Source organism: Pseudomonas sp. 3296 (genome assembly GCF_031456615.1).
GTDB classification, from domain to species: Bacteria; Pseudomonadota; Gammaproteobacteria; order Pseudomonadales; family Pseudomonadaceae; genus Aquipseudomonas; species Aquipseudomonas mucoides.
Window position 1 is genome coordinate 42,506 of sequence record NZ_JAVDUY010000004.1, and the last position, 24,147, is coordinate 66,652.

Below are 24,147 nucleotides of genomic sequence, written 5' to 3' on the forward strand. Positions count from 1 at the left end.
TTTGAGGTCTACGTTATGCCCGAATTCAACGCCCCGCTGCGCGACATGCGCTTTGTCTTGCATGAAGTATTCGACGCCCCGGCCCTGTGGGCACGCCTGCCAGCCCTGGCCGACAGTGTCGACGCCGCCACCGCTGACGCGATTCTTGAGGAGGCGGCCAAAGTCACCTCGCACCTGATTGCGCCATTGAATCGCAGCGGCGACGAGGAAGGTGCCCAGTGGGTCGATGGCCAGGTCAGCACGCCAATCGGTTTCAAACAGGCTTATGCCACCTACATCGAAGGCGGCTGGGTGGGTCTTTCCGGTAGCGCCGATTTCGGCGGCATGGGCATGCCGAAGATGCTCGCCGTGCAGTTCGAAGAAATGCTCTATGGCGCCAACTCAAGCTTTGCACTCTATTCAGCGTTGAGTTCCGGTGCCTGCCTGGCCCTGGATGCCCACGCCAGCGACACCTTGAAAAAGCTCTACCTGCCGCCGATGTACGAAGGCCGCTGGGCCGGCTCCATGTGCCTGACCGAAGCCCACGCCGGCACCGATCTGGGGATCATCCGCACCCGCGCCGAACCTCAGGCCGACGGCAGCTTCAGCATCACCGGCAGCAAGATCTTTATCACCGGTGGCGATCAGGACCTGACCGAAAACATTGTCCATCTGGTGCTGGCCAAATTGCCGGACGCACCGGCGGGGCCGAAAGGCATCTCGCTGTTCGTCGTGCCCAAAGTGCTGGTCAATGCCGACGGTTCCCTCGGCGATGCCAACGCCGTAAGTTGCGGTTCGATCGAACACAAGATGGGTATCAAGGCTTCGGCCACCTGCGTGATGAACTTCGACGGCGCCAGCGGTTGGCTGGTCGGTGAAGCCAACAAAGGCCTGGCGGCGATGTTCACCATGATGAACTACGAGCGCTTGTCCATCGGCATTCAAGGCATTGGCTGCGCGGAAGCGTCTTATCAGAGCGCTGTCACCTATGCACGCGAACGTGTGCAGAGCCGCGCGCCGACGGGTGCCATTGCTGCGGACAAAGTGGCCGACCCGATCATCGTTCACCCCGACGTGCGCCGCATGCTGCTGAGCATGAAAGCCATGACTGAAGGTGGCCGTGCGTTTGCCAGCTATGTCGGGCAGCAACTGGACCTGGCGAAGTTTTCCGATGACGCCAAGGAACGCGACAGCGCGCAAACCCTGGTTGCGCTGCTCACTCCGGTGGCCAAGGCGTTCTTCACCGACACCGGCCTCGAAAGCTGCATTAACGGCCAGCAAGTGTTCGGCGGCCATGGCTACATCCGCGAATGGGGCCAGGAACAATTGGTCCGTGACGTGCGCATCGCGCAGATCTACGAAGGCACCAACGGCATTCAGGCCCTGGACCTGCTCGGACGCAAGGTGCTCGCCGACAAAGGCTTCGCGCTGCGCCAGTTCACCAGTGAAATTCGTCATTTCGCCGATCAGCCTGATGCGCCCTACTGCGCTCAACTGCTCGATGCCGTGCAGCGTCTGGAAGACCTGAGCGACTGGCTACAGGATCAGGCCGCGACCAACCGCAACGAAGTCGGCGCCGCTTCGGTGGAGTATTTGCACCTGTTCGGTTACGTCGCCTACGCCTGGCTTTGGGCGCGCATGGCACAGGTTGCCAAGCAAAAGCTGCCCGAAGACGAAGGGTTTTATGGCGCGAAAATCGCCACCGCCGACTTCTATATCCATCGCCTGCTGCCACGCATTTTGAGTCTGGAGCAATCCATCCGCGCGGGCAGTGCCTCCTTGTTTGGCCTTTGCGCCGAACAGTTCTAACGATTGAACCGCACGCGGCGTCACGCTCCTCTCTTTTGGCGTTCGCGTTTTTTATTGATAAGCCCTCGCCCACCTGGCGAGGGCCGCGGGACCCGTCTTTCCATAATAAAAACAAAGGGGCTTCACCATGGACCGCAACACCCGCATCCTCGCTACCCGACTGTTGCTGTCCGGCGGCGTCATCAGCCTCTCGGCCCCCGCCGCTGCTGACTTTGTCAAAGACAGCAAGGCCAGCCTTGAGCTGCGCAACTTCTATTTCAACCGTGACTATCGCCAGGACAACGCTGCGCAATCCAAACAAGAGGAATGGGCACAGGGTTTCCTGCTGCGCTATGAATCGGGATTCACCGAAGGGTTGATTGGCGTGGGATTCGATGCGATCGGACTGGTCGGCGTCAAGCTCGATTCCAGCCCTGATCGGGCAGGCTCCGGACTGCTAAAACGCCACCGCGACACGAGCCAAGGTGCGCAGGACGAGTATGGCGAACTGGGGCTGACCGCCAAAGTGCGCGCCTCAAAAAGTACGCTGAAACTCGGCACGTTGCTGCCGAAACTGCCGACGGTACTGGCCAACGATTCACGGCTGTTGCCACAAACCTTCAAGGGCGGTCAGTTGACCTCGCTGGAACTCGAAGGCTTGACCGTGGATGCCGGGCGACTGACGCAGGTCAATCAGCGCGACTCCTCGAACTACGAGGACATGGGCATCACCCGCACTGGCGCCAAGGGCATCACCACACGTCATGTCGATAGCGACAGCTTCGATTTCGCCAGCCTGAACTACAAATGGACCAGCAACCTCGCCACCGGCTACAGCTACGGTCACCTCGACAATTTCTACAGCCAGCACCTGGTCAACCTGACCTACGTGTTGCCGGTCACAACCGGCCAGTCGCTGAAGACGGATCTGCGCTTCGCCCGCTCCACGGACGATGGTGGCAGTAATGTCGATAACAATGCCATTGGCGCGATGTTCACCTACAACCTTGGCGGGCATGCGTTGGGCCTGGGCTATCAAGGCATGAGCGGCGACACCGGCTACGCCTACATCAACGGCACCGACGCTTTCCTGGTGAACTTCGTGCAAATCGGCGACTTCGCCAGCAAGGACGAAAAGTCCTGGCAGGCGCGCTACGACTACAACTTTGCAGCCATCGGCGTTCCGGGACTGACCTTCATGACCCGCTACCTCACCGGCGATAATATCGATCTGGGCGGCAACCGCCCGGAAGGCAAGGAATGGGAGCGTGATACCGATATCGGTTATGTCGTGCAGAGCGGGCCGCTGAAGAATGTCGGCGTGAAATGGCGTAATGCGACAGTTCGCTCGACCAACTTTGGCAACGATCTGGATGAAAACCGCCTGATCGTCAGCTACACCTTGCCGGTCTGGTAAGCACCCTTCCCCCTGAGCATTCCCACGCTCTGCGTGGGAATGCAGCCCGGCACGCTGCGCGTCCCAAGAGCAAACGCAGAGCGTCCATTGACGCCTTCCCACGCAGAGCGTGGGAAGGATCTGTACGCGGAGCGTGGCCAGAGTAGGTTAAGATGCCTACAAACCAGGCCCGCCGCGAGACGCCCCGCATGACTGATACCTCCCCCCGCCTGATCAAGAAGTACCCCAATCGCCGACTGTATGACACCCACACCAGCAGTCATTTGACACTGGCGGACATACGGCAATTGGTGGTCGACAAAATTGCCTTTCAGGTGGTCGATGCCAAGAGCGGCGAGGACCTGACGCGCAGCATCCTGCTGCAAGTGATTCTGGAAGCTGAAAGCGGCGGTGAGCCGATCTTCACTACCGAAATGCTGATGGGGATTATCCAGTTCTACGGCCCTTACCAGGGTGTACTCGGCAGTTACCTGGACAAGAGCATTCAGACCGTAATCGACGTTCAATCCCAGACCGGCGCGCAGTCGTCCGAAGCCTGGAGCGACTTCATGCATCAACAGGCCCCGGTGATGCAGGACCTGATGCGCCAGTATGTCGACCAGTCCAAGGCGTTGTACCTCAATACCCAGAACCTGTTTGGCATGTTCGGCGGTAAACCCGGCACCGATAACGGGCCGAAAAAAAATGGCGATGGGGAATAGACCCATCGCCATTGGTGCCGCTTGCTTGACGTGACTTACTTGTTACCGCTGGTAGCCTTGGCGCTTGCTTCCGGGGCCGCTTTGGTGGCCGCGGCAGTCGCTGCGTCGAAATTGCTCTGAGCCACATCGGCAGCCTGTTTTACGGCTTTCTGTGCGCTTTCGAACACGGTACCGGCATTCGCCAGGCTCGACTTGAACGCTGCCACAACGGGCTCGGAGCCGGCCGGTGCATTCTTGCCGATGGTTTCAACGAACTCTTGCACCTGTTGGGTGCCCGCTTCGACCTGACTCGAAGTCAATTTGGCGATGTCCGACTGAGTACCGACGATCAGTGCTTGAACCTGACGATTGAACTCGGCCAGACGTTCGGCCTGCGCGCTCGGCTGGGTGAAAGAAGCCTGCAGATCAGCGAAACCTTGTGGATCACGGACGGCCAGCAGCTTGCGAACGCCTTCGAAGTGCTCTTCGGTGGAGTCGCGCAGTGCCTTGAACTGCAACTGGCTGAGCTGTTCAACGCTGGCGAAGACTTTGCCGCTGATTTGCTGCAAAAGATCGAGGTTGGCTTTCTGAGCGGTTTGCAGTTTTTCCGAATTGAAAAAAGACATGCTTGAATCTCCTGGTACTGGAAGGCCCTGACGGGCCTGTGGACGCGATAGCGATCCGGCCAGTCATCGCGTTAGCGTTGATATTGCAGTGCACAAAACTATTTGGCAACGTCTAATTTTGTGCGCTGCAAAATATACTTTGCTAAAGCCCTCCTTATACGCTGTAGACTCCTGCTCATCGAACGGCCAGGCTAGCGCTCTTTAACCAAAGGGTTCAGACGGGCCGGTCCCCATGCACCGCGTCAGGAGATCACGATGGGTCAGGAATTAAATATTGCGCTGCAAGATGAAGGGTTCTCCGAGCCCGCTGGTTTGTTCGAACACCTGAATCATCTGCAACGCCTTAATACCCGTAACGTCCTCGACGCCGTGCAGAAGCGCCAGGCAAAAACCTTCGCGCCTTTAAGCCTTGGGCAACTCCGGCAGCCAACGCCTGCTGACTGGCAGGAATACTTCACGGACCTTGGTCAACGCAGCGTGTTGTTCTGGGATACCTTGCGTCAGCGCGGCGACAACACCCTGGCCCACGAACGCGCCGGGTATCCGCTGCTGCTCAAGTTCAATCATGAAACGCTGGTCGCCGGGGAAGCCCTGCCCCGCCCGGTCAACTATTCGTTGTTGCAAATCCTCGGCGGCCCGGGGCAACCGATCGACAGTAAGAAACAGCCCGTGATCATCATTGACCCTCGCGGCGGTCACGGCTCGGGCATCGGCGGTTTCAAACAGGATTCGGTCATCGGCGAGAGCCTGAGAGCCGGCCACCCCACCTACTTCATCTCTTTCAGTCACTCGCCTCGCCCAGGGCAAACCCTTGCCGATATCACAGACGCACAAGCGAAGTTCATCGAGGTCGTCAGCGCCCGCCATCCCGACAGCGCCAACCCCGTGCTGATTGGCAATTGCCAGGCCGGTTGGGCATTGATGGGGCTGGCGGCTACCCGGCCGGAGCTGCCGGGGTTGATCATCGTCAATGGTGCGCCGTTATCGTATTGGGCCGGTGTCAATGGCCGTAATCCGATGCGCTACACCGGTGGTTTGCTGGGCGGTGGCTGGATGGCACGCCTCGGTAGCGACCTCGGTAATGGCCGTTTCGACGGTACCTGGCTGGTCAGCAACTTCGAAAGCCTGGACCCGGCCAATACGTATTGGGGCAAGTACTACCACCTGTTCAGCGAAGTCGACAGTGAGGCCGCACGCTTTCTGGATTTCGAACGCTGGTGGGGCAGCCCGACCCTGCTCAATGGCGAAGAGATCGAGATGATTGTCGACGACCTGTTCATCGGCAATCGGCTGTCCGGTGGCCTGGGCCGCAAGAGCACCGGGCTTGACCTCAAGCTGATCGAAGTGCCGGTAGTGGTGTTCTGTTCGTATGGCGACAACATCACCTCCCCGCAGCAGGCACTGGACTGGATCACCGACGTCTATCCCAGCGATCTCGCGTTGCAAAATGCCGGGCGCACCATCGTTTACCTGCGACACGCGAGCATCGGTCACTTGGGCATCTTCGTGTCCGGTGACGTGGCGCGGCGTGAACACCGTGAATTGCTCGGTGCGGTTGATGCGATCAATGCACTGTCAGCCGGGCTGTATGAAATGCTGATCGAAGACCTGCCGGAGAATTCGGCGACGCCGTATGCCGTGCGTTTCGAACGCCGGCGTATCGCCGACATCCATGGCCAGGTGCAGCCGCCCCGCGATGACGATCGCGAATTTGCGCTGGTCCAGCGCGTGTCCGCTATCAACAACAGTGTGTACGACGAATGCATACGCCCGTGGTTGCGCCAGCTGATCAACGAACCGAGCGCCGAAATGCTGCGCCGGGCACATCCTTTCCATCAGCAGCAAGTGGCCTGGAGCAGTTTGAACCCGGCGCTCTGGTGGCTGGCAGGCAGTGCCGCTCAGGTGAACAAGGATCGTCACCCCGCCAGCCGGAACAACCCGTTGCTGGTCTGGCAGGAACTGTTTTCCAACCAAGTGCAGGACGCCTTGAACGGCTATCGGGACCTGCGTGATGCAACACAGGAAATGTGTTTCTACGGCGTATATGGCGTACTCAATAGCCTCGCCGGCAATGCGCCTGGGCGAGATCTGCAGGCACACGCCGAGCAGCACGACAAGGTCTTGATCGATCGTCTTCAGGACGCTCTGCCCCTGGGCGGTCTGATGGAAGCCTTGGTACGGATCCTGTTTCTGCTGGACCGCGACAGCGACGAGCCCGGCAAGGAAATCGTCGAAAGGTTGATCCAGCAATTGCAGGTATTGCTCCAGGACTACAGTGCCCAGCCGTTGGACCTGCGCGAAACGTTGCGCCTGCAAAAACTGCTGGTCGCCACTCACCCGCAAGAAAGTCTGAACAGCCTGTCCTTGATGCTTGTCGAGGTGGAGGAACGCCAACAAGTGCTGGCGGCCGTCGCCAATTTGCTGCCCGAACTGTTGATCAGCGGCACCAATAACGCGTTATGGTGCGAACTGCACGCACTGCTCGACGTCCCGCTGCCTGGTTTCATCCTGACCCAGCCAGCCGCTGAAGCCGATGTCATCGCAGCACCGGTCCCGGTCAAGAATCCGGTAAGCCCCCTTGCCAAGGGCAAAAAAGGCGCGAAGAAACCGCCGGTGACATAACGCTGAGTGGTTGGCGAGAAGCGCGTCAGACTGACGCGGCTTCTTCCATCTCGAACGACTCGTCAGCCCGATACTGGCCCGGGGTCATGCCAAACCATCGGCTGCACGCTTTGTTGAAACTGCTGTGGTCATGAAAACCAAGGAGGTACGCGACATGCTTCATGTTGAAGTGAGAATGGCGCAGGTAGAAATCGGCCAATTGCCGGCGCACAGCGTTCTGCACGTCCTTGAATTGCGTCCCGTCTTTTTCCAGGGCCCGTTGCAGCGTGCGCTTACTGATGTTCAAGGCGGCGGCGATCGATTCCGTGTCGCATTGCCCCTGTCCATGGCTCAATCGCTCGGTAATCAGCGCCCGAATCCTGCCGGTAATGGACAAGCCGAACAGCAGATCCAGTTGCGTCTCGGCAAAACTGTCATGCAATACCGCTAAGGCCTCATTGGCCATACTCAACGGTCGCAGCAGATCCTGCCCGTCAAACAGAATGCTGTCGTAGGCCGAACCAAAAGTCAGTTCGCAATCAAAAAGCCGTTGGTGCATGCCAATGTCTTTCGGTTCGGGGTAACTGAACTCGACGCTCAAGGGTTGCGGTAACTTGCCACCGCCCAGCCAACGGCAGAAGCCGAGCAAAGAAGCCAACCCGGCATCGGCATACTGACGGGGCTTGATGGAACCGGACTGTTGATGATCGAGCGAGGCGAGCCGGTAATGCTGCTGCTCCGGAACAAAAAACAGACTGAACCCGTTACCGATCAATGGGCTGAAGCGCACCAGGCGCTCCAGCGCCCGTTTGAGGTTGAGGCTCGACATCATGGTGTAACCGACAATTTGAAAGCTGCCCGGATGAAAGTGCCCGTAGGCCTTCAAGCCGATGTCCGGATCACCGCTGGCCTGGGCGGCCAGTTGCCACAACCGATAGATCACCCTTCGCTCGCAAAGCGCCCCGGGTGTGTTCGCGATCTGCATGTCCAGCCCGGCTTCCCGGCACAGGCTGGCAACATCCAGTCCTTCGGCCGAAAGCGTATTGACCAACACGTTGGCATAGCCTGAACTCATTCTGTACATGGGGTCCTCACTGACCTGTGGAACCGGACATCCTGTCCGGAGCCATGACTGATCTGCGTTGAATCAAAGAGTAACCGACTGTTCAATGCCAAGAATTGATCCCGGTACAGGTAAAGGTCATTGACTGCCAGTGATCCGGAAAAACCTGCATGGCACCTATGGACACCAGACAGTCACCTCCCAACACTTCCGCACACCCCGCCAATACCGAACAATCTTCCCATCTTGCAGCGCAAAAAATAAAAGGGAAGCAATCTATGAAGTCGCTTGGTCGTATTGCGTTGGTCACCGGTGGTATGGGTGGGATTGGTACAGCGATCAGCCGACGCCTGTACAACGAGGGATTCAAGGTCATTGTGGGTTGCAGCGCTGATTCAGCCCGCAAGAACGATTGGATCGCCGCTCAGTTGGCAGCGGGTTATCAGTTCGAATGCATCTATGGCGACATCACCGATTGGGAATCAACGCGAAAGGCCTTTGAGGGAGCACGGGAGCAATTCGGACCGGTCGATGTGCTGGTCAACAACGCCGGAATCACTCGCGATGCCTCCTTTCGCAAACTCACCCCCGAAGACTGGAACGCCGTGATCGGCACTAATCTCAGCGGCTTGTTCAACACCACCAAGCAGGTGATCGAAGGCATGTTGGCCAAGGGGTGGGGACGGGTCATCAACATCTCCTCGATCAACGGTCAGCGCGGCCAGTTCGGCCAGACCAATTACAGCGCGGCCAAAGCCGGCATCCATGGTTTCACCATGGCACTGGCCCGGGAAGTGTCCGGCAAGGGCGTGACCGTCAACACCGTCTCGCCAGGCTACATCCAGACCAGCATGACCGCGGCCATCCGCCCGGACATTCTCGAGACCATGATTGCGTCCACTCCGGTCGGGCGCCTCGGCCAACCCGAAGAAATTGCCTCGATCGTGGCCTGGCTGGCCTCCGGCGAATCGGGTTACAGCACGGGTGCCGACTTCTCGGTCAACGGCGGCATGAACATGCAGTAGACCTGTGGGCATTGCCCCCGAGCTCTCGCTCGATGCTAAAAACTCAAAACTGCCTGCGTGCTTGCTGACGCGGTGCCGAAGTCCGGCGCCGCTGTTTTTTTTCTGCCCGTTTTACGTATATGGGCAAGGAGTTCCATGGACAACAATGCACATACCTTCAACACCTTCTGGTCAGGCCAGGTTCCGTTCATTGCATCCTTTGCAGTGCAACAATTACGTGTGTGGGTCAGCACTAATCCGTGGTTTTCCGGCCAGGAGTACAACGAGTGGTTCGAGCTGCCGCGCGATGTTCTGGACAGTCTTCAGTCGGACTATCAGCTGCAATGGAGCGACCTCGGCCAACGTATGTTGACCGGTCAGCCCTTTGCCTTCGAAGACCGCCGTTTCGCCAGCGGAAACTGGAGTGATCCCCTGTTTGGCTCACTCGCCGCGTTTTACCTGCTCAACGCCGGTTTTCTGCTGAAACTGCTCGACAAGCTGCCGATCAAGGACAAGAAGCCGCGCCAGCGCTTGCTCTACCTGGTGGAACAAGCCATCGCTGCCGGCGCCCCCAGCAACTTTCTGGCAAGTAATCCCGATGCGCTGCAACGGGTCGTCGACACCCAAGGCAGCAGCCTCCTCACCGGCATGCTGCACCTGGCCAGCGACTTGCAAGAAGGCAAGATGCGCCACTGCGACAGCAGCGCGTTCAAGGTGGGCGTCGATGTGGCCAATACCCCCGGCGACGTAGTGTTCGAGAACGCACTGTTCCAGCTGATTCAGTACTACCCGCAAAGCGAAACCCAGTACCGGCGCCCGGTTTTTGTCGTACCGCCCGCCATCAACAAGTTCTACATACTCGACCTGCGACCGGACAACTCGATGGTTGCCCATCTGTTGAAACAAGGGCATCCGGTGTTTCTGATGTCGTGGCGCAACTTCGACCAGGAACACGCAGGCACCACCTGGGATGATCTGATCGAAACCGGCATCATCAAAGGCTTGCAGGTCACCCGCGAGATCAGCGGCGAGCAACGTCCCAACTGCGTGGGTTTCTGCATTGGCGGCACACTGTTGAGTACGGCGCTGGCAGTACTGGCGGCGCGCGGGGACAAAGAGGTCGGCAGCATAAGCCTGTTGACCACATTCCTCGATTACCTCGACACCGGCCCCATCGACATCTTCGTCGACGAACAACTGGTGGCCTACCGCGAACGAACCATCGGCGGCGTGAATGGCCCCCTCGGCCTGTTCAAGGGCGAGGACATGGGCAATACGTTCTCGCTATTGCGTCCCAACGATTTGTGGTGGAACTACAACGTCGACAAATACCTCAAGGGCCAGAAGCCGATAGCTCTGGACCTGCTGTTCTGGAACAACGACAGCACCAACCTGCCTGGGCCGATGTATTGCTGGTACCTGCGCCACACCTATTTGCAGAACGACTTGAAGTCAGGCGAGCTGGACTGTTGCGGGGTCAAGCTGGACCTGCGCGCCATCGATGCGCCCGCCTATATTCTCGCCACCCAAGACGATCACATCGTGCCGTGGAGAAGTGCCTATGCCAGCACCGAGCTGCTCTGCGGGACCAAGCGCTTTGTGCTCGGCGCCTCGGGGCATATCGCCGGGGTGATCAATCCACCGGCCAAGGAAAAACGTCACTACTGGACCAATAACCGACTCTCAAAAAAACCCGAAACCTGGTTCATGAACGCGCAGCAGCATTCCGGCAGCTGGTGGAATGACTGGTTCGCCTGGCTCGCCGAACATGCCGGTGAGCGCCAGCCGTCGGTGCTGCACACCGGGAATGCGCAATACCCGGCGCTGGAGTCGGCACCCGGGCGATATGTGATGCAATAAGCCACAAGCCTGTTCGGCGCCTCGCAAGCCCGCTCAGCAAAAAATGGCGGAAGGCAGCCGGAGTCGAACCTGCCCGGGAACGGATGCCGTCCCCAACCGGGTTTGAAGCCCGGCCGCGCCACCGGGCGCGATTGCCTTCCTTGAACTCAGTGGTGGTCTTTTTGCGCCAAGGCACTGTCGAGACGGATCTGGCGTTTGTCGCCCAGGCGTCGAGTCAGGCCGATGCGGTCAAAGTACTCCAGAATCTGAATGCTGCGCTTGCGGCCCAGGCCGACCGCATCGCGAAACGCCGCGACCTGAATCACCGGGTCGTGCTCGGCCAGTTGCAACAGCATAGCCGCCAATCGACGGATCATCGCGTCGGTGTAGAACAGGTCCCGAACCACTTGATGCAGCAACCCCAGCCGCGCCATTTTCCGTAACAGCAGGCGCACGCTCGCCTCGTCATGCCCCAATTGGCGCACCCATGGCGGATCGAAACCGGCCTGTTCGAACAGCGGTTGCAAGCGCTGCCACAGCGCTTCGTCCTCATCACTCAGGCGCACTTGATGACCGGGTAAATGCAGCCAGGGTCCGCTGGTGGCGACGGCGCCGCTGGCGAGTAAGTCGTCGAGCAGGCGGAGAAAGGTCGAGCGCTCCAGCGTGGTGGCGGTGAAGCGACGCAAGCGATCACGGTCCGGGCCCATTTGATCCGGCTCAAGTTCATGAAAGCGTGCGAGGTGTTCCAGCAAAGGGGCCTTCAGGGCTTCCCAGCGGGCCGAACTGAACAGCAGCGGACCCTGGCGAGTCTGGATCAAGCGCACGTCATCGGGTAACACCCAAGTCCCGCGCGGACGGTTGAACTGGCGCTCCAGTTGCCGTGGATCGAGGCCGCTGTCGCTGTTGGCCAACAAGGCCGGCAGGAGTTCTTCCAGTGAATGGCGGGAGGCGAGCGCCTGAAGTTGCGCCAGTCGTTCGGGGCTGCGACGGTGTCGGGTCGGGGCAAACGGATCAAGCACCCGACCACCGCCGAGGGTGCGCTGGGCGCTTTGATCCCGCAGGATCAACGGATCGCCCTTCACCGCCTGCACCGGGGCATTCAGCAGGATCTGCGCAAACATCCGCCCGCCCGGTGCCAGACTCGTACCTTCCAGTAACGCCACCCGCCCCGTCACGTCCTGAGTGCCGAGGTGAACATGCACCGGTTGAAAATGTTCGAAGGCTTTGGCTTCGTTGGCCAACAAACGCAGATCGATGTCCAGCCGCTGAGTCGGCGCATACAGCCACTCGGCCAGCAGCCATTGACCACGGTGGATGTGCTCCAGCGCCAGGCGTTCGGCATTCAGGTTCAATGCCACGCGTTGGCCGGCGAACGCCGTCTGCGCCGCGTGGTTTTGCGCGTGCAAACCGCGCACTCGAACAGGTTTGCCCAACGGGCTCAACACCAGTGTGTCGCCCACCGTGACTTGCCCCGACAACGCCGTACCCGTCACCACGATACCGGCGCCCGCGACGCTGAAGGCGCGATCAATCGCCAGACGAAAACCGCCGTCGGTACTGCGCTGATGCACTTCACGCTGTGCGTCAAGCAATGCCTGGCGCAACGTCTCGACACCTTCTCCGGTCACACTCGACAGCGCGATTTGCGGCGCATCGGCATAGGGGCCGGGCGCCAATAGCGTGGTCATCTGTTCATGGACGATTTGCACCCTGGCGCGTTCGACCCGGTCGCACTTGGTGATCGCCACCAGCGCCCGGGGAATGCCCAACAGTTCGACAATCGCCAGATGTTCGCGGGTCTGCGGCATGACGCCGTCATCCGCCGCGACCACCAGCAACACCAGATCAATGCCCTGCGCCCCGGCCAGCATGTTGTGGGTGAATCGCTCGTGGCCGGGCACGTCGATGAACCCGGTCAGCTCGGCGCCCGGCTCCAGCGCGGCATACAGGTAACCGAGGTCGATGGTCATGCCACGTTCACGCTCTTCCCGACGACGGTCGCCGGCCTGCCCGGTCAACGCCTGCAACAGCGCGGTCTTGCCGTGATCGATGTGCCCTGCGGTGCCGACGATCACCCTGCCCGCCCCTCGACGGTCAACTGATCGAGTTGCTCCAGCCATGCGGTTTCGTCGTCGAGTTGACGCAGGTCCAGCCACAGCGCGTCGTCATCGATGCGGCCCAGCACCGGAATGGCCAACTGACGAAACGCAGACTCCAGCCCCAGCAATTGCCGGCCACGCATGCGCTTGGACACATTAGGCCGCAGGCACAACGCGGCGCTCGGCAAGCGTGCCACCGGTTGGCTGCCGCTGCCGATCATGCCCAGCGCCGGCAGCGCACTGACGCTCCAGCCGTCACCTACGGCGTGGGCCAGCGACGGTTGCAGCCGTTCGGCCTGGGCGAGAATGTCGGCTTGCGGGCGAGTCAGCAGGCGCAGGCTCGGCAGACGTTCGGCCAGGCGATCCGGGTCGCGGTACAACCCCAGCACCGCTTCGAGCGCGGCCAGGGTCAGTTTGTCGACCCGCAGCGCACGCTTGAGTGGGTTCTTCTTGATCTTCGCGATCAGGTCCTTGCGCCCGACAATCAATCCCGCCTGCGGGCCACCCAACAATTTGTCGCCACTGAACGTGACGATGTCCGCGCCATCGAGCAGCGCCTGGCGCACCGTCGGTTCGGCGGGCAGGCCCCAGCGGGTCAGGTCCAGCAGACTGCCGCTGCCGAGGTCTTCCAGCAGCGGTAATCCATGACGGTGTGCCAACTGCGCAAGTTCGGCGGTCGGCACCCGTGCGGTGAATCCTTCGATGCTGTAGTTGCTCGAATGCACGCGCATCACCAGACCGCTGCGCGGGCCGATGGCCGCCTCGTAATCACGGGCATGGGTGCGGTTGGTGGTGCCGACTTCATGCAGGCGAACCCCGGCCCGAGACATGATGTCGGGAATGCGGAACGCGCCGCCGATTTCAATCAGCTCGCCCCGGGAAATGATCCCTTCCTTGCGCGCGCCTAAACTGTTGAGCGTCAGCAGCACCGCCGCTGCGTTGTTGTTGACCACGGTCACCGCTTCGGCGCCGGTGAGTTCGCGGATCAGGCCTTCGATCAGGTCATCACGGTCGCCACGTTTGCCGCTGCTCAAATCAAATTCAAGATTGAGCGGATAACGTGCGGCCAATTGCACGGCTTCGATGGCGACATCCGGGAGTAGCGCTCTGCCTAGATTGGTGTGCAGCACCGTGCCGGTCAGGTTGAACACCCGGCGCACATGGCTTTGGTGATGCCGGGCCAGACGCTCACCGGCCCGTCCCGCCAAGACCAGCGGGCTTATTTCCACGGCATCGAGTTGCCCGGTCAGCACCGGTTCGCGCAAGTCATCGAGCAATTGCCGCAGGCTCGCCAGCAATGCGTCACGCCCATAACGCTCGGCCAGCGGTTGGCAGGCCGGATGGCGCAACAGACCGTCGATGGAAGGCAGCCGCAAGGTTTGGCTGGCGGAAGGTGAAGGCATCAGGCGCTCCTGGAAACGATTGACCGTCGCGCCTGAGTGTAGCCGTTGAGTGTTCAGTCGCCTCCGGGTGCCAGCAGCAGATTCGGCGCTGGCCTCAGGTAGCCTTCCTGTTCCAGGCGCATGTCGAGCATCAGGCTGCTCAAGTCCGCCGACAGCGCCTCCGCTTCAGCGTCGTTTTCCAGGTAGAGCTGTTTCAGGTAACTGCGACAGCCGGGGCAGGTTTCGGCGCGCAATGGCGCTTGATTGGCAGCGTGGCGGTCGTCATCGAGGCTGACGTATTCCAGGCCTTTGCTCTGCTCGCAATACACGCACTTGACCCGCACCACGTGCCATTCGCAGGCGCACAGCGAGCACACCAGATAACGCAAACCGTTGTGTTTGCCGCGATGGCGAATCACCCCAGCCATCGCCGGTGAACCGCAGGCCGGGCATTGATTGAGGCTGTCGCCGGGTTTCAGTGCAAGGTCCGGCGTGCTCAGCAGCCAATGACTCCAGGCCGCTTGCAACGCGGCGCCAAGAAACGGCACCAGCGCCGCGGGCAACAGCGTGAACTGGCCGCTGACCAACGCCACCGCCCAGGCCTTGCGTTGCCCGGCGTCGGTACTGCGCAACGTCGCCAGGGCTTTTGCTACCGCCGGTTGCGGCGCTGGCGGGAAGTGCTGCAACAAGGCGTCGAGGTACGGCAACCAATGGCCCTCGCGCACCAGCGTGTCGGCGGCCAACGGTGGCAGGCCGTGCGCCTGGCAGACCTTGATGCGTTCGGGATCAGGCAATGTTGAAACGGGTGGATCGTCCATCAGGCGTTGCTGCACATGACACAAACCGGCCACCAGACGCAGGTAATCGGCCAGCGGATGCCCTTCGGCCAATCGTTCCAGCCGCAAGGCACGCAGGGTGAACAGGTCATGCGGCGGCAGGTACAGAAACGGCGGTGAACTCGCCGCCGCTTCAATCTCTCCAGGTTCAAGAATCGTCGCCAAGTGCTTATCCTTTTTTGCTGATCGGCGGGTCGGGGTGTTCATCGCGCGTTACTTCGCGGTACCAGAGTTCATGGTGTTTCTTTGCCCAGGCGCGGCTGACCCAGCCGTGCACCATGGCGCTGACCGAGCCCTTGATCCAGATACCGGCGTAGATGTGGATGATGATGCTCAGCACCAGCACAAACCCCGCCAACGCATGCAGCAGCATGGCCCAGCGAATCGCAGTGATGCCGAAATAAGCGCTGAAATAAGCGCGCCAGATCACCAGTCCGGTCAACAACAACGCGAGCATGCAGGCCAACAAGGTCCAGAACAACAGCTTCTGTCCGGGGTTGTACTTGCCAATGGCCGGCACGCCCTCCTCCTCGTTTTGAATCACTTTGTCGATCCGCTTGAGCCACAAGCCGTCATTGCGGATGAAGAAGTTGGCCCGCCAGAAGCGGATCACCAGGCCGAGGAACAACACAAACATCACCACGCCCATGAAGGGATGCAGAATGCGTGTCCACGGGCCACCGCCAAACAGGTTGCTGAGCCAGAACAGCGCCGGATGAAACAGCGCCAGCCCGGACAGTGCTGCCATGAAAAACAGGATCGCCACCAACCAGTGATTGGTGCGCTGGCCAGCGGTGTAGCGCAGGATCTGTTTGCGGATCATGGTCTGTCCTCCCCGCGCGGATCAAAGGTATGCACCGATGGATCGACTTCGCGCACCGCATTGTCCTTGAGCGGCGGCAACTCATCTTCTTCCACCACCTGCGGCCCGATGCGCACGTAATGGAAGAACCCGGCCAGCACCGCCAGGCCCATCGCGAGTAAGCCCAAGGGTTTGCTCACGCCTTTCCACAGCCCCACCAACGGGCTGATCGCCGGGTCTTTCGCCAGCCCGGCGTACAGCTGCGGCGTGTCGGCGTGGTGCAGCACGTACATCACGTGAGTGCCCCCCACACCGGCCGGGTCGTAGAGGCCAGCGTTTTCAAAACCGCGGCTTTTCAGATCGACGATCCGTTCGGCCGCATGTTCCTTCATGTCTTCCTTGGTGCCGAAGACGATGGCGCCGGTCGGACAGGTTTTGACGCAGGCCGGTTCCAGTCCGACTTCAACCCGGTCCGAGCACAAGGTGCATTTGTACGCCTTGTGATCCTTTTGCGAGATCCGTGGAATGTTGAACGGGCAACCGGTGATGCAATAGCCGCAGCCGATGCAGTGGTCCTGATCGAAATCGACTATGCCGTTGGCGTGCTTGATGATCGCGCCGGGGCTGGGGCACGCCGCCAGGCAACCGGGTTCGGCGCAGTGCATGCAGCCGTCCTTGCGAATCAGCCATTCGAGGTTGCCGGCGTCGGTTTCGTGCTCGGTGAAGCGCATCAGGGTCCAGGTTTCTGCGCTGAGGTCCTGCGGGTTGTCGTAGGTGCCGAGGTTGTGGCCGACGTCGTCGCGCAGTTCGTTCCATTCAGAACAAGCCACCTGACACGCCTTGCAGCCAATGCACTTGGTGGTGTCGATCAGCTTGGCCACTTCCTCCTGATTGCGCACCGAAGGCGGGACAGTCGTGGTGGCCGAACGGGCAATGATGTCTTGGCTGGCCATTTAGACTTTCTCCACGTTGACCAGGAATGACTTGGATTCCGGGGTCTGGGTGTTGCCATCGCCGAGGAACGGCACCAGGGTGTTAGTCAGGTAACCGTGACGTGTGAGCCCGGTAAATCCCCAGTGCAGCGGGATACCGATCTGGTGCACCACTTGGCCGTTCACCTGCAACGGACGAATCCGCTTGGTCACCACCGCCACCGCTTCAATGTGCCCGCGCTTGCTGCTGACCCGCACACGGTCGCCGGCGACGATGCCTTTTTCCTTGGCCAGTACTTCGCCGATTTCGACAAACTGCTCCGGTTGGGCAATCGCGTTGAGCTTGCAGTGCTTGCTCCAGAAGTGGAAATGCTCGGTCAAGCGGTAACTGGTGGCCGCGTACGGGTAATCCTTGGCCACGCCGAGGGAATCCCACACCGAATCGAAGATTCGCGCTGCCGGGTTGCTGGTGGCTTTTTTGTTGGTCGGGTGCAGCGGGTTGATGCCGATCGGCGTTTCGAACGGCTCGTAGTGTTCGGGGAACGGGCCTTCGTTCATCTTGTCGACGGCGAAAAACCGCGCCACGCCTTCGGGGTTCATGATGAACGGATTCATCCCTGCTTCCGGTGGCACGTCGGCCTTGTAGTCGGGCACGTCGGTGCCGCCCCAGACCTTGCCGTTCCACCACACCAGGCGTTTTTTCGGGTCCCAGGGCTTGCCTTGTGGATCGGCCGAAGCGCGGTTGTAGAGAATCCGCCGATTCGCTGGCCAGGCCCAGGCCCAGCCTTGATGTTGGTGCATGCCATACGGATCGCTGTTGTCGCGCCGTGCCATCTGGTTGCCGGTTTCGGTCCAGCTGCCACAGAAAATCCAGCAACCGGACGCGGTGCTGCCGTCGTCCTTGAGCTGGCTGAACGCGGCCAGTTGCGCGTTGCCCTTGATCGCCGCGCCCGTGGCATCGGTGAAGTCAGTGGTGGCGTAGCCGTTGATTTCCTTGGCCAGTTCTTCCGGTGAAGGTTCGTTGGGAACCTTGTACTGCCACGACAGTTTCAGGATCGGATCGGGATAGGCGCCGCCCTTCGCTTCATAACGCTGACGCAGGCGCAGGAACAGTTCGGCCATGATCCGGATGTCGGTTTGTGCTTCACCCGGCCCGTCGGCACCTTTCCAGTGCCATTGCAGCCAGCGACTGCTGTTGACCAGCGAGCCGTCCTCCTCGGCAAAACAGGTGGTGGGCAGGCGAATCACTTCGGTCTGGATGTCGGCACTTTTCACATCGTTGTACGGCCCGACATTGCGCCAGAACTCCGAGGTCTCGGTGGACAGCGGGTCCATCACCACCAGCCATTTCAACTTGGCCAGCGCCGCCATCACCCGGTTTTTGTCAGGCAACGCCGCGATGGGATTGAAGCCCTGGCACATATAGCCATTGACCTTGCCCTGGCCCATCAAGTCGAACACTTTAAGGATGTCGTAGTTGGGAATATCCAGTTTCGGCAGGTAGTCGTACGCCCAATTGTTCTCGACCGTGGCATTGCCGCCGTACCAGGCTTTCATCAGGCTGACGTGGAACTTGCTGTAGTTCTGCCAGTAGGACAGTTGCCCCGGACGCAACGGTTTTTGCGTGCGTTTGGTGATGTAGGCGGCGTATTCCTGCTCGGCGTCAGTCGGCAAGGTGAGGTAACCCGGCAGCGAGTTGGACAGCAAACCAAGATCAGTCAGGCCCTGTATGTTGGAGTGCCCGCGCAAGGCGTTCACGCCCCCACCCGGCATGCCGACATTGCCCAGCAGCAATTGCACCATTGCCGCGCTGCGGATGATCTGCGAGCCGATCGAATGCTGGGTCCAACCCAGCGCATAGAGGATGGTCATGGTCTTGCCCGGTACCGAGCAGGTGGCGATTTCATCCCAGATTTTTTGCATGGCATCGACCGGCATTCCGCAAATCTGGCTCGCCAGGTCGATGTTGTAGCGGCTGTAATGCTGCTTCATCAGTTGATAGACACAGCGTGGGTCTTGCAGGGTCGGGTCGATCTTGGCAAAGCCGTCCTCACCGAGCTCATAACCCCAGCCGGACTTGTCGGTGTAGCTGCGCTTGGCCACGTCGTAACCGCTGAAGATCCCGTCCTCGAAGCCATAGCCGGCTTTGACGATGAACGACACGTCGGTGTAGTTGCGCACGTACTCGTGCTGGATCTTGTCCTCGGTCAGCAGGTAATTGATCAGCCCGCCCATGAAGGCGATGTCGGTGCCGGTTCGAATCGGCGCGTAATAGTCGGCCACCGAGGCCGTACGGGTGAATCGCGGGTCGACCACGATCAGCCGCGCCTTGTTGTGCGCCTTGGCTTCCGTCACCCATTTGAAACCGCACGGGTGCGCCTCTGCTGCGTTGCCGCCCATCACCAGAACCAGATTCGCGTTGGCGATATCGGTCCAGGTATTGGTCATGGCACCACGGCCGTACGTCGGGGCAAGACTTGCCACCGTCGGGCCGTGTCAGACACGCGCCTGGTTATCAAACCCCAGCATGCCGAGACTGCGAATGACCTTGTGGGTGATGTAGCCCGCTTCGTTGGACGCCGCCGAGGCCGCGAGGAAACCGGTGGTCAGCCAGCGGTTAACCGTTTGGCCTTGGGCATTCTTCTCGATGAAGTTGGCGTCGCGGTCGGCCTTCATCAGGTCGGCGACGCGATCCAGCGCTTCATCCCAGGAGATGCGCGTCCACTCGCTGCTGCCGGGCTTGCGCACCTGTGGGTATTGCAGGCGACCGGGGCTGTGAATGAAATCCAGCAGGCCCGCGCCTTTGGGGCACAGGGTGCCGCGGTTGACCGGGTGGTCGGCGTCACCTTCTATGTGGATGATGTTTTGCGCGACATTCTTGGCCGTATCGCCCTGGCTGTACATGATCACGCCGCAACCGACCGAGCAATACGGACAGGTGTTGCGGGTCTCATGGGTGGCGGCAAGCTTGAAGTGGCGCACCTGCTCTGCGAAGGCCAGCGTCGGGGCCATGCCCAACGCGCCCAGGCTCGAGCCTGCAAGGCCGATACCAGCGACCTTGAAGAACTGACGACGGCTGAGGTCCATCGTGCACTCCTGATCAGGTGGAAATCCGGGACGTTGCCGGACTTTTCAATCCATCACGGTGGCGGCAGCCGGGCTGCCGACACTTGAAACTCTAGACAACGCCGACGTGCCCGGTGTGAAAACCGACCGTCGGGCACGCCGGGATATCAGCCAAACCACAAAACCTGTAGGAGCCGAGCTTGCTCGCGATAGCGGCGTAACAGCCCCCCTCAATGCCGACTGCACCGGCCTCATCGCGAGCAAGCTCGCTCCCACAGGGATTGGCGATTATCATGGCGACCATTACCAGCCCGTAGTTACGAGACCGCGCATGACTTTCGATTTTGATCAGGTGTTCGACCGCCATAACACCGGTAGCACCAAATGGAGCCGCTACCCGGCCGACGTGCTGCCGATGTGGGTGGCCGACATGGATTTTGCCGCGCCGCCGATGATCATCCAGGCCCTGCAAAAACGCCTGGAACACCCGATGGTCGGCTACAGCGTGGCCCCGGATGACCTGCGCGACGCCATCGTCGCCGACCTCTGGAACAAATACGCCTGGCGCGTCGAGCCGCAAGAGCTGATCTTCCTGCCGGGGGTCGAATCGGGTTTCAATATGGCCCTGAAAGCGCTGGTCCAGCCGCCACAGAACGTCGTGGTGCAGGTGCCCAACTATCCGCCGCTGCGTCACGCGCCGGGGCATTGGGGCCTCAACAAGGTCGAGCTGAACTTCGATGCGCAGGCCGACGGCACCTACACCACGCCGCTCACCACCCTCAGCCAGTCGCTGCAAGGTGGCGGCGCGTTGCTGCTGAGCAACCCGCACAACCCGCTGGGCAAAGCCTTCCCGCGCGAAGAACTGCAAGCGATTGCCGACATCTGCCTGGAACAGGGTGCCTGGATCATCTCGGACGAGATCCACGCCGAGCTGTGTTTCGACGGGCGCAAGCATGTGCCGATGGCGACCCTGAGCGCGGACATCGCCCGGCGCACGATCACGCTGATGTCAGCGAGCAAGGCCTACAACATCGCAGGCCTGAAAACCTCGTTCATGATCATTCAGGACCGCGCCCTGCGCGAGAAGGTCAACCACGCCCGTTGCGGCATGGTCGACAGCGTGAACCCGCTGGGCCTGGAAGCCACCCGCGTCGCCTACAGCGAAGCCGGACCGTGGCTGGCGGAACTGAGCGCGTACCTGCAAAGCAACCGCGATTACCTGGTCGACGCCGTTCGCACCCGCCTCCCGGGCGTCACCATGAACGTGCCGCAAAGCACCTACCTGGCGTGGCTCGATTGCTCGGCGCTGGGACTGGACAACCCGCAGCAGTTCTTCCTCGAGCAAGCCAAAGTCGGTTTGAGCCCGGGCCTGGACTTCGGCGATGACGCCGGGCAATTCGTGCGTCTGAACTTCGGTTGCCCACGGGCGTTGCTCGAAGAAGGTATTTCGCGGATGGAGCGCAGCTTGCGCAATCGCAAGGCCTGACACACCCCACATTCCTACAGGGGATTTGTGTGTTTTAGGAAATGGACAAGCACCCGAAATCCAACCGAACTCAAGACAACCCCCCAGGGTCAACCCTTTGACCCGATTGCCTTGAGTCCGGAGATTGAAGATGACTGACTTTCCAAAACCACCCTTCCCCGAACAGGCTCAGCCCGTCCCCGGATCCCAGCGAAAAATGGACCCCGTCCCCGACTGTGGCGAGCAGTCCTATAAAGGCTCGGGCCGGTTGCAGGGCAAGATCGCACTGATTACAGGGGCCGACAGCGGCATCGGCCGGGCGGTGGCCATTGCCTTCGCCCGTGAAGGCGCAGATGTCGCCATTGCTTACCTGAATGAACACGAAGACGCGCAGGAAACTGCGAACTGGGTCGAACAGGCCGGTCGTCAAACTCTGCTGCTGCCCGGCGACATCGCGAACAAAACCCAGTGCCAGGCCTTGGTCGACAAGACGGTCGAGCGGTTCGGGCGCATCGATATTCTGGTCAATAACGCCGCGTTCCAGATGAGCCATGACAGCATCGAGGACATCGCGGACGAAGAATGGGTGATGACCTTCGATGTGAACATCACCGCCATGTTCAGGATCTGCAAGGCGGCGCTGAAACACATGAAGGCCGGCAGTTCGATCATCAATACCAGTTCGGTGAACTCTGACCTGCCCAAACCCACTCTCCTCGCCTACGCCACCACCAAGGGCGCGATTGCCAATTTCACCGGTGGACTGGCGCAGATGCTCGGGCCGAAAAACATCCGGGTGAACAGCGTGGCGCCGGGGCCGATCTGGACGCCATTGATTGTATCGACCATGCCCGATGACGAAGTCCAGAATTTTGGTTCGCAGACCCCGCTCGGGCGGCCAGGGCAACCGGTGGAAGTGGCGCCGATTTATGTGTTGCTCGCTTCGGATGAGGCCAGTTACATCACCGGCCAACGCTACGGCATCACAGGCGGCAAGCCAATCCTGTGAACCCGACCTGTAGCCGCTGCCGAAGGCTGCTGCAGGGGGCGGTTTTAACCGAAAAAGTGACTATTCTGATGGAAATGATTTTGGTGTGGTTCAACCTGCTGTCGCCGGAATACCTGCGCGCAACGGTTGGGTGATCGCCTCATTTCCTGTCCAGCACCCCCTTCCTGGCGAGTCAAGACATGAGCTTCATTCTATGGGTGGCGGTGCTGGGTGCCGTGTTGTTGACACTGGCGTTAACGTCGTCGTACCTGCGATGGATGCCGGTGACCACCTCGGCGGTGTGCCTGGTGCTGGGCGCGGCCATCGGACCGGGTGCACTGGGTTTGTTGAAGCTCAACACCAATGACGCCGCTGACTGGATGGAGCATCTGACAGAAGTCGCGGTGCTCTTTTCGTTGTTCGTCTGCGGGCTGAAATTGCGCCTTCCGCTCAAGGACAAGACCTGGCGAATCGCTGTCGGGCTGGCCGGGCCGGTCATGGTTTTGACCATTGGCGGCGTCTGCCTGCTGTTGCACTACGGCTTCGGCGTATCGTGGGGCGCCTCGGTCCTGATCGGCTCGATTTTGGCGCCGACCGACCCGGTTTTGGCTGCCCTCGTACAGGTCAACGATGCACGGGATGACGACCGGGTGCGCTTCGGTCTGTCGGGCGAGGCCGGGCTCAACGATGGCATCGCGTTTCCGTTCGTGATTCTAGGATTGCTGTTGTTGCAACACGACGGCGATCCCGGCTGGCTGGGCCACTGGGCGCTGAACAGTCTGCTCTGGGCCGTCCCTGCCGGATTACTCACGGGTTACTGGATGGGGCGCGGTATCGGGCGCGTGACGCTGACGCTGCGTATCCGGAATGATGACAGTACGCTGTCGCCGAATGACTACCTCGCCCTTGCATTGATTGCCCTGGCCTATGTCGGGGCCGAATCTATTCATGCCTATGGATTTCTCTCGGTGTTCGCCGCCGGCCTCGGCTTGCGTCAGGCCGAAGTCAGTACCACGGGCCAATCGCAGGAGCCCGCCGAGCACCTGGTCCAGCCCGTGGTGGGACATCAGAATGTCGAACCGCAACATGCGATGCGTGGCAACACCGACGATCTGGAGGACGGTCAGGTGGCGGCGGGCATCATGATGAGTGACATGATCGCCTTCGGCGGCCTCGTGGAGCGGGCCATGGAAGTGTTTCTGGTGACGCTGCTGGGCGTGGTGCTGATTGCCCACTGGGATTGGCGGGCCCTGCCCATCGGTGGCGTGCTGTTTTGCCTGATCAGACCGCTGAGTGTGGCCGTCATGCCTTGGGGCCGCTTGCTTGACTGGCATCAGCGAGCCTTGATCGGCTGGTTCGGCATACGCGGCATCGGCAGTCTTTATTATCTGTTTTATGCGTTGAACCACGGGCTCGGGCAGTCGGTTGCGTCGCTGTGCACCGATCTGACCTTATCGGTGGTCGCGCTGAGTATCCTGATTCACGGGATCACCACCCAGCCGACCCTCGCCCGTTACGAACGCTTGAAAAATCAGATTATTTGATTTTTTCTCTGCATTTCATCCGCGGATTTATCGAAT

The 24,147-nt window shown here is 60.5% G+C and carries 17 protein-coding genes and 1 tRNA gene; 9 read left to right on the forward strand and 9 right to left on the reverse strand.

From position 1 onward, the window contains the following. Nucleotides 1-15 precede the first annotated feature (15 nt). The 3 genes from J2X66_RS11590 (at nt 16) to phaR (ending at nt 3,885) form a co-directional block, all read left to right on the forward strand. A complete protein-coding gene (locus tag J2X66_RS11590) occupies nt 16-1,788 on the forward strand; it encodes an acyl-CoA dehydrogenase C-terminal domain-containing protein (RefSeq protein WP_310264257.1) in 1,773 nt (590 codons plus the stop codon). A gap of 127 nt (nt 1,789-1,915) precedes the next feature. After that, a complete protein-coding gene (locus tag J2X66_RS11595) occupies nt 1,916-3,184 on the forward strand; it encodes an OprD family porin (RefSeq protein WP_310264259.1) in 1,269 nt (422 codons plus the stop codon). A 152-nt stretch (nt 3,185-3,336) separates the two neighbouring features. Continuing rightward, a complete protein-coding gene (gene phaR, locus J2X66_RS11600) occupies nt 3,337-3,885 on the forward strand; it encodes a polyhydroxyalkanoate synthesis repressor PhaR (RefSeq protein ID WP_155953719.1) in 549 nt (182 codons plus the stop codon). A gap of 35 nt (nt 3,886-3,920) precedes the next feature. On the opposite strand, the gene phaP is transcribed toward phaR, so the two are convergent. Next, on the reverse strand, nt 3,921-4,490 hold the full coding sequence (gene phaP / locus J2X66_RS11605; protein ID WP_310264263.1) for a TIGR01841 family phasin: 570 nt from the start codon (nt 4,488-4,490) through the stop codon (nt 3,921-3,923). A 255-nt stretch (nt 4,491-4,745) separates the two neighbouring features. Between phaP and J2X66_RS11610 the strand changes: the two genes are divergently transcribed. After that, nucleotides 4,746-7,112 carry a DUF3141 domain-containing protein gene (locus tag J2X66_RS11610; RefSeq protein ID WP_310264265.1) on the forward strand — a complete coding sequence of 789 codons (2,367 nt, stop codon included), beginning with the start codon at nt 4,746-4,748 and terminating at the stop codon, nt 7,110-7,112. Between the two features lie 25 nt (nt 7,113-7,137). Here J2X66_RS11610 and J2X66_RS11615 read toward each other — a convergent pair whose 3' ends face one another. Continuing rightward, on the reverse strand, nt 7,138-8,175 hold the full coding sequence (locus J2X66_RS11615; RefSeq protein WP_310264267.1) for an AraC family transcriptional regulator: 1,038 nt from the start codon (nt 8,173-8,175) through the stop codon (nt 7,138-7,140). A 257-nt stretch (nt 8,176-8,432) separates the two neighbouring features. Between J2X66_RS11615 and phbB the strand changes: the two genes are divergently transcribed. Then, complete coding sequence (phbB, locus tag J2X66_RS11620) at nt 8,433-9,179, forward strand: acetoacetyl-CoA reductase (RefSeq protein WP_310264270.1); 747 nt, start codon at nt 8,433-8,435, stop codon at nt 9,177-9,179. Between the two features lie 135 nt (nt 9,180-9,314). Next, nucleotides 9,315-11,018, forward strand: a complete 1,704-nt coding sequence (gene phaC / locus J2X66_RS11625; protein ID WP_310264272.1) for a class I poly(R)-hydroxyalkanoic acid synthase — start codon at nt 9,315-9,317, stop codon at nt 11,016-11,018. Nucleotides 11,019-11,062: 44 nt separating this feature from the next. On the opposite strand, the gene J2X66_RS11630 is transcribed toward phaC, so the two are convergent. The 7 genes from J2X66_RS11630 to fdnG all read right to left on the reverse strand — a co-directional run bounded on the left by J2X66_RS11630 (nt 11,063) and on the right by fdnG (nt 20,135). After that, nucleotides 11,063-11,158: transfer RNA gene (locus J2X66_RS11630), tRNA-Sec, on the reverse strand. 6 nt (nt 11,159-11,164) lie between these two features. Beyond that, nucleotides 11,165-13,072: a selenocysteine-specific translation elongation factor gene (gene selB / locus J2X66_RS11635; protein ID WP_310264274.1), complete on the reverse strand. Its 1,908-nt coding sequence runs from the start codon at nt 13,070-13,072 to the stop codon at nt 11,165-11,167. Then, the gene (gene selA, locus J2X66_RS11640; protein WP_310264276.1) at nt 13,069-14,499 is read right to left on the reverse strand and encodes an L-seryl-tRNA(Sec) selenium transferase; all 1,431 of its coding nucleotides are present in this window, start codon (nt 14,497-14,499) and stop codon (nt 13,069-13,071) included. The genes selB and selA overlap by 4 nt, the downstream gene beginning before the upstream one ends. A 53-nt stretch (nt 14,500-14,552) precedes the next feature. Then, a complete protein-coding gene (fdhE, locus tag J2X66_RS11645; protein WP_310264280.1) occupies nt 14,553-15,479 on the reverse strand; it encodes a formate dehydrogenase accessory protein FdhE in 927 nt (308 codons plus the stop codon). A gap of 4 nt (nt 15,480-15,483) precedes the next feature. Then, entirely contained in the window at nt 15,484-16,137 is a 654-nt protein-coding gene (locus J2X66_RS11650) for a formate dehydrogenase subunit gamma (RefSeq protein WP_310264283.1), read from the reverse strand. Beyond that, entirely contained in the window at nt 16,134-17,069 is a 936-nt protein-coding gene (gene fdxH, locus J2X66_RS11655) for a formate dehydrogenase subunit beta (RefSeq protein ID WP_310264286.1), read from the reverse strand. The genes J2X66_RS11650 and fdxH overlap by 4 nt, the downstream gene beginning before the upstream one ends. Then, complete coding sequence (fdnG, locus tag J2X66_RS11660; protein ID WP_310264289.1) at nt 17,070-20,135, reverse strand: formate dehydrogenase-N subunit alpha; 3,066 nt, start codon at nt 20,133-20,135, stop codon at nt 17,070-17,072. Nucleotides 20,136-20,445: 310 nt separating this feature from the next. On the opposite strand from fdnG, the gene J2X66_RS11665 reads away from it, so the two are divergent. From J2X66_RS11665 to J2X66_RS11675, 3 genes are all read left to right on the forward strand, one after another. Beyond that, on the forward strand, nt 20,446-21,600 hold the full coding sequence (locus J2X66_RS11665; protein WP_310264292.1) for a PatB family C-S lyase: 1,155 nt from the start codon (nt 20,446-20,448) through the stop codon (nt 21,598-21,600). 130 nt (nt 21,601-21,730) lie between these two features. Further along, nucleotides 21,731-22,588 carry an SDR family oxidoreductase gene (locus tag J2X66_RS11670; RefSeq protein ID WP_310264295.1) on the forward strand — a complete coding sequence of 286 codons (858 nt, stop codon included), beginning with the start codon at nt 21,731-21,733 and terminating at the stop codon, nt 22,586-22,588. Nucleotides 22,589-22,767: 179 nt separating this feature from the next. After that, on the forward strand, nt 22,768-24,111 hold the full coding sequence (locus J2X66_RS11675) for a sodium:proton antiporter (RefSeq protein ID WP_310264298.1): 1,344 nt from the start codon (nt 22,768-22,770) through the stop codon (nt 24,109-24,111). Nucleotides 24,112-24,147 lie beyond the last annotated feature (36 nt).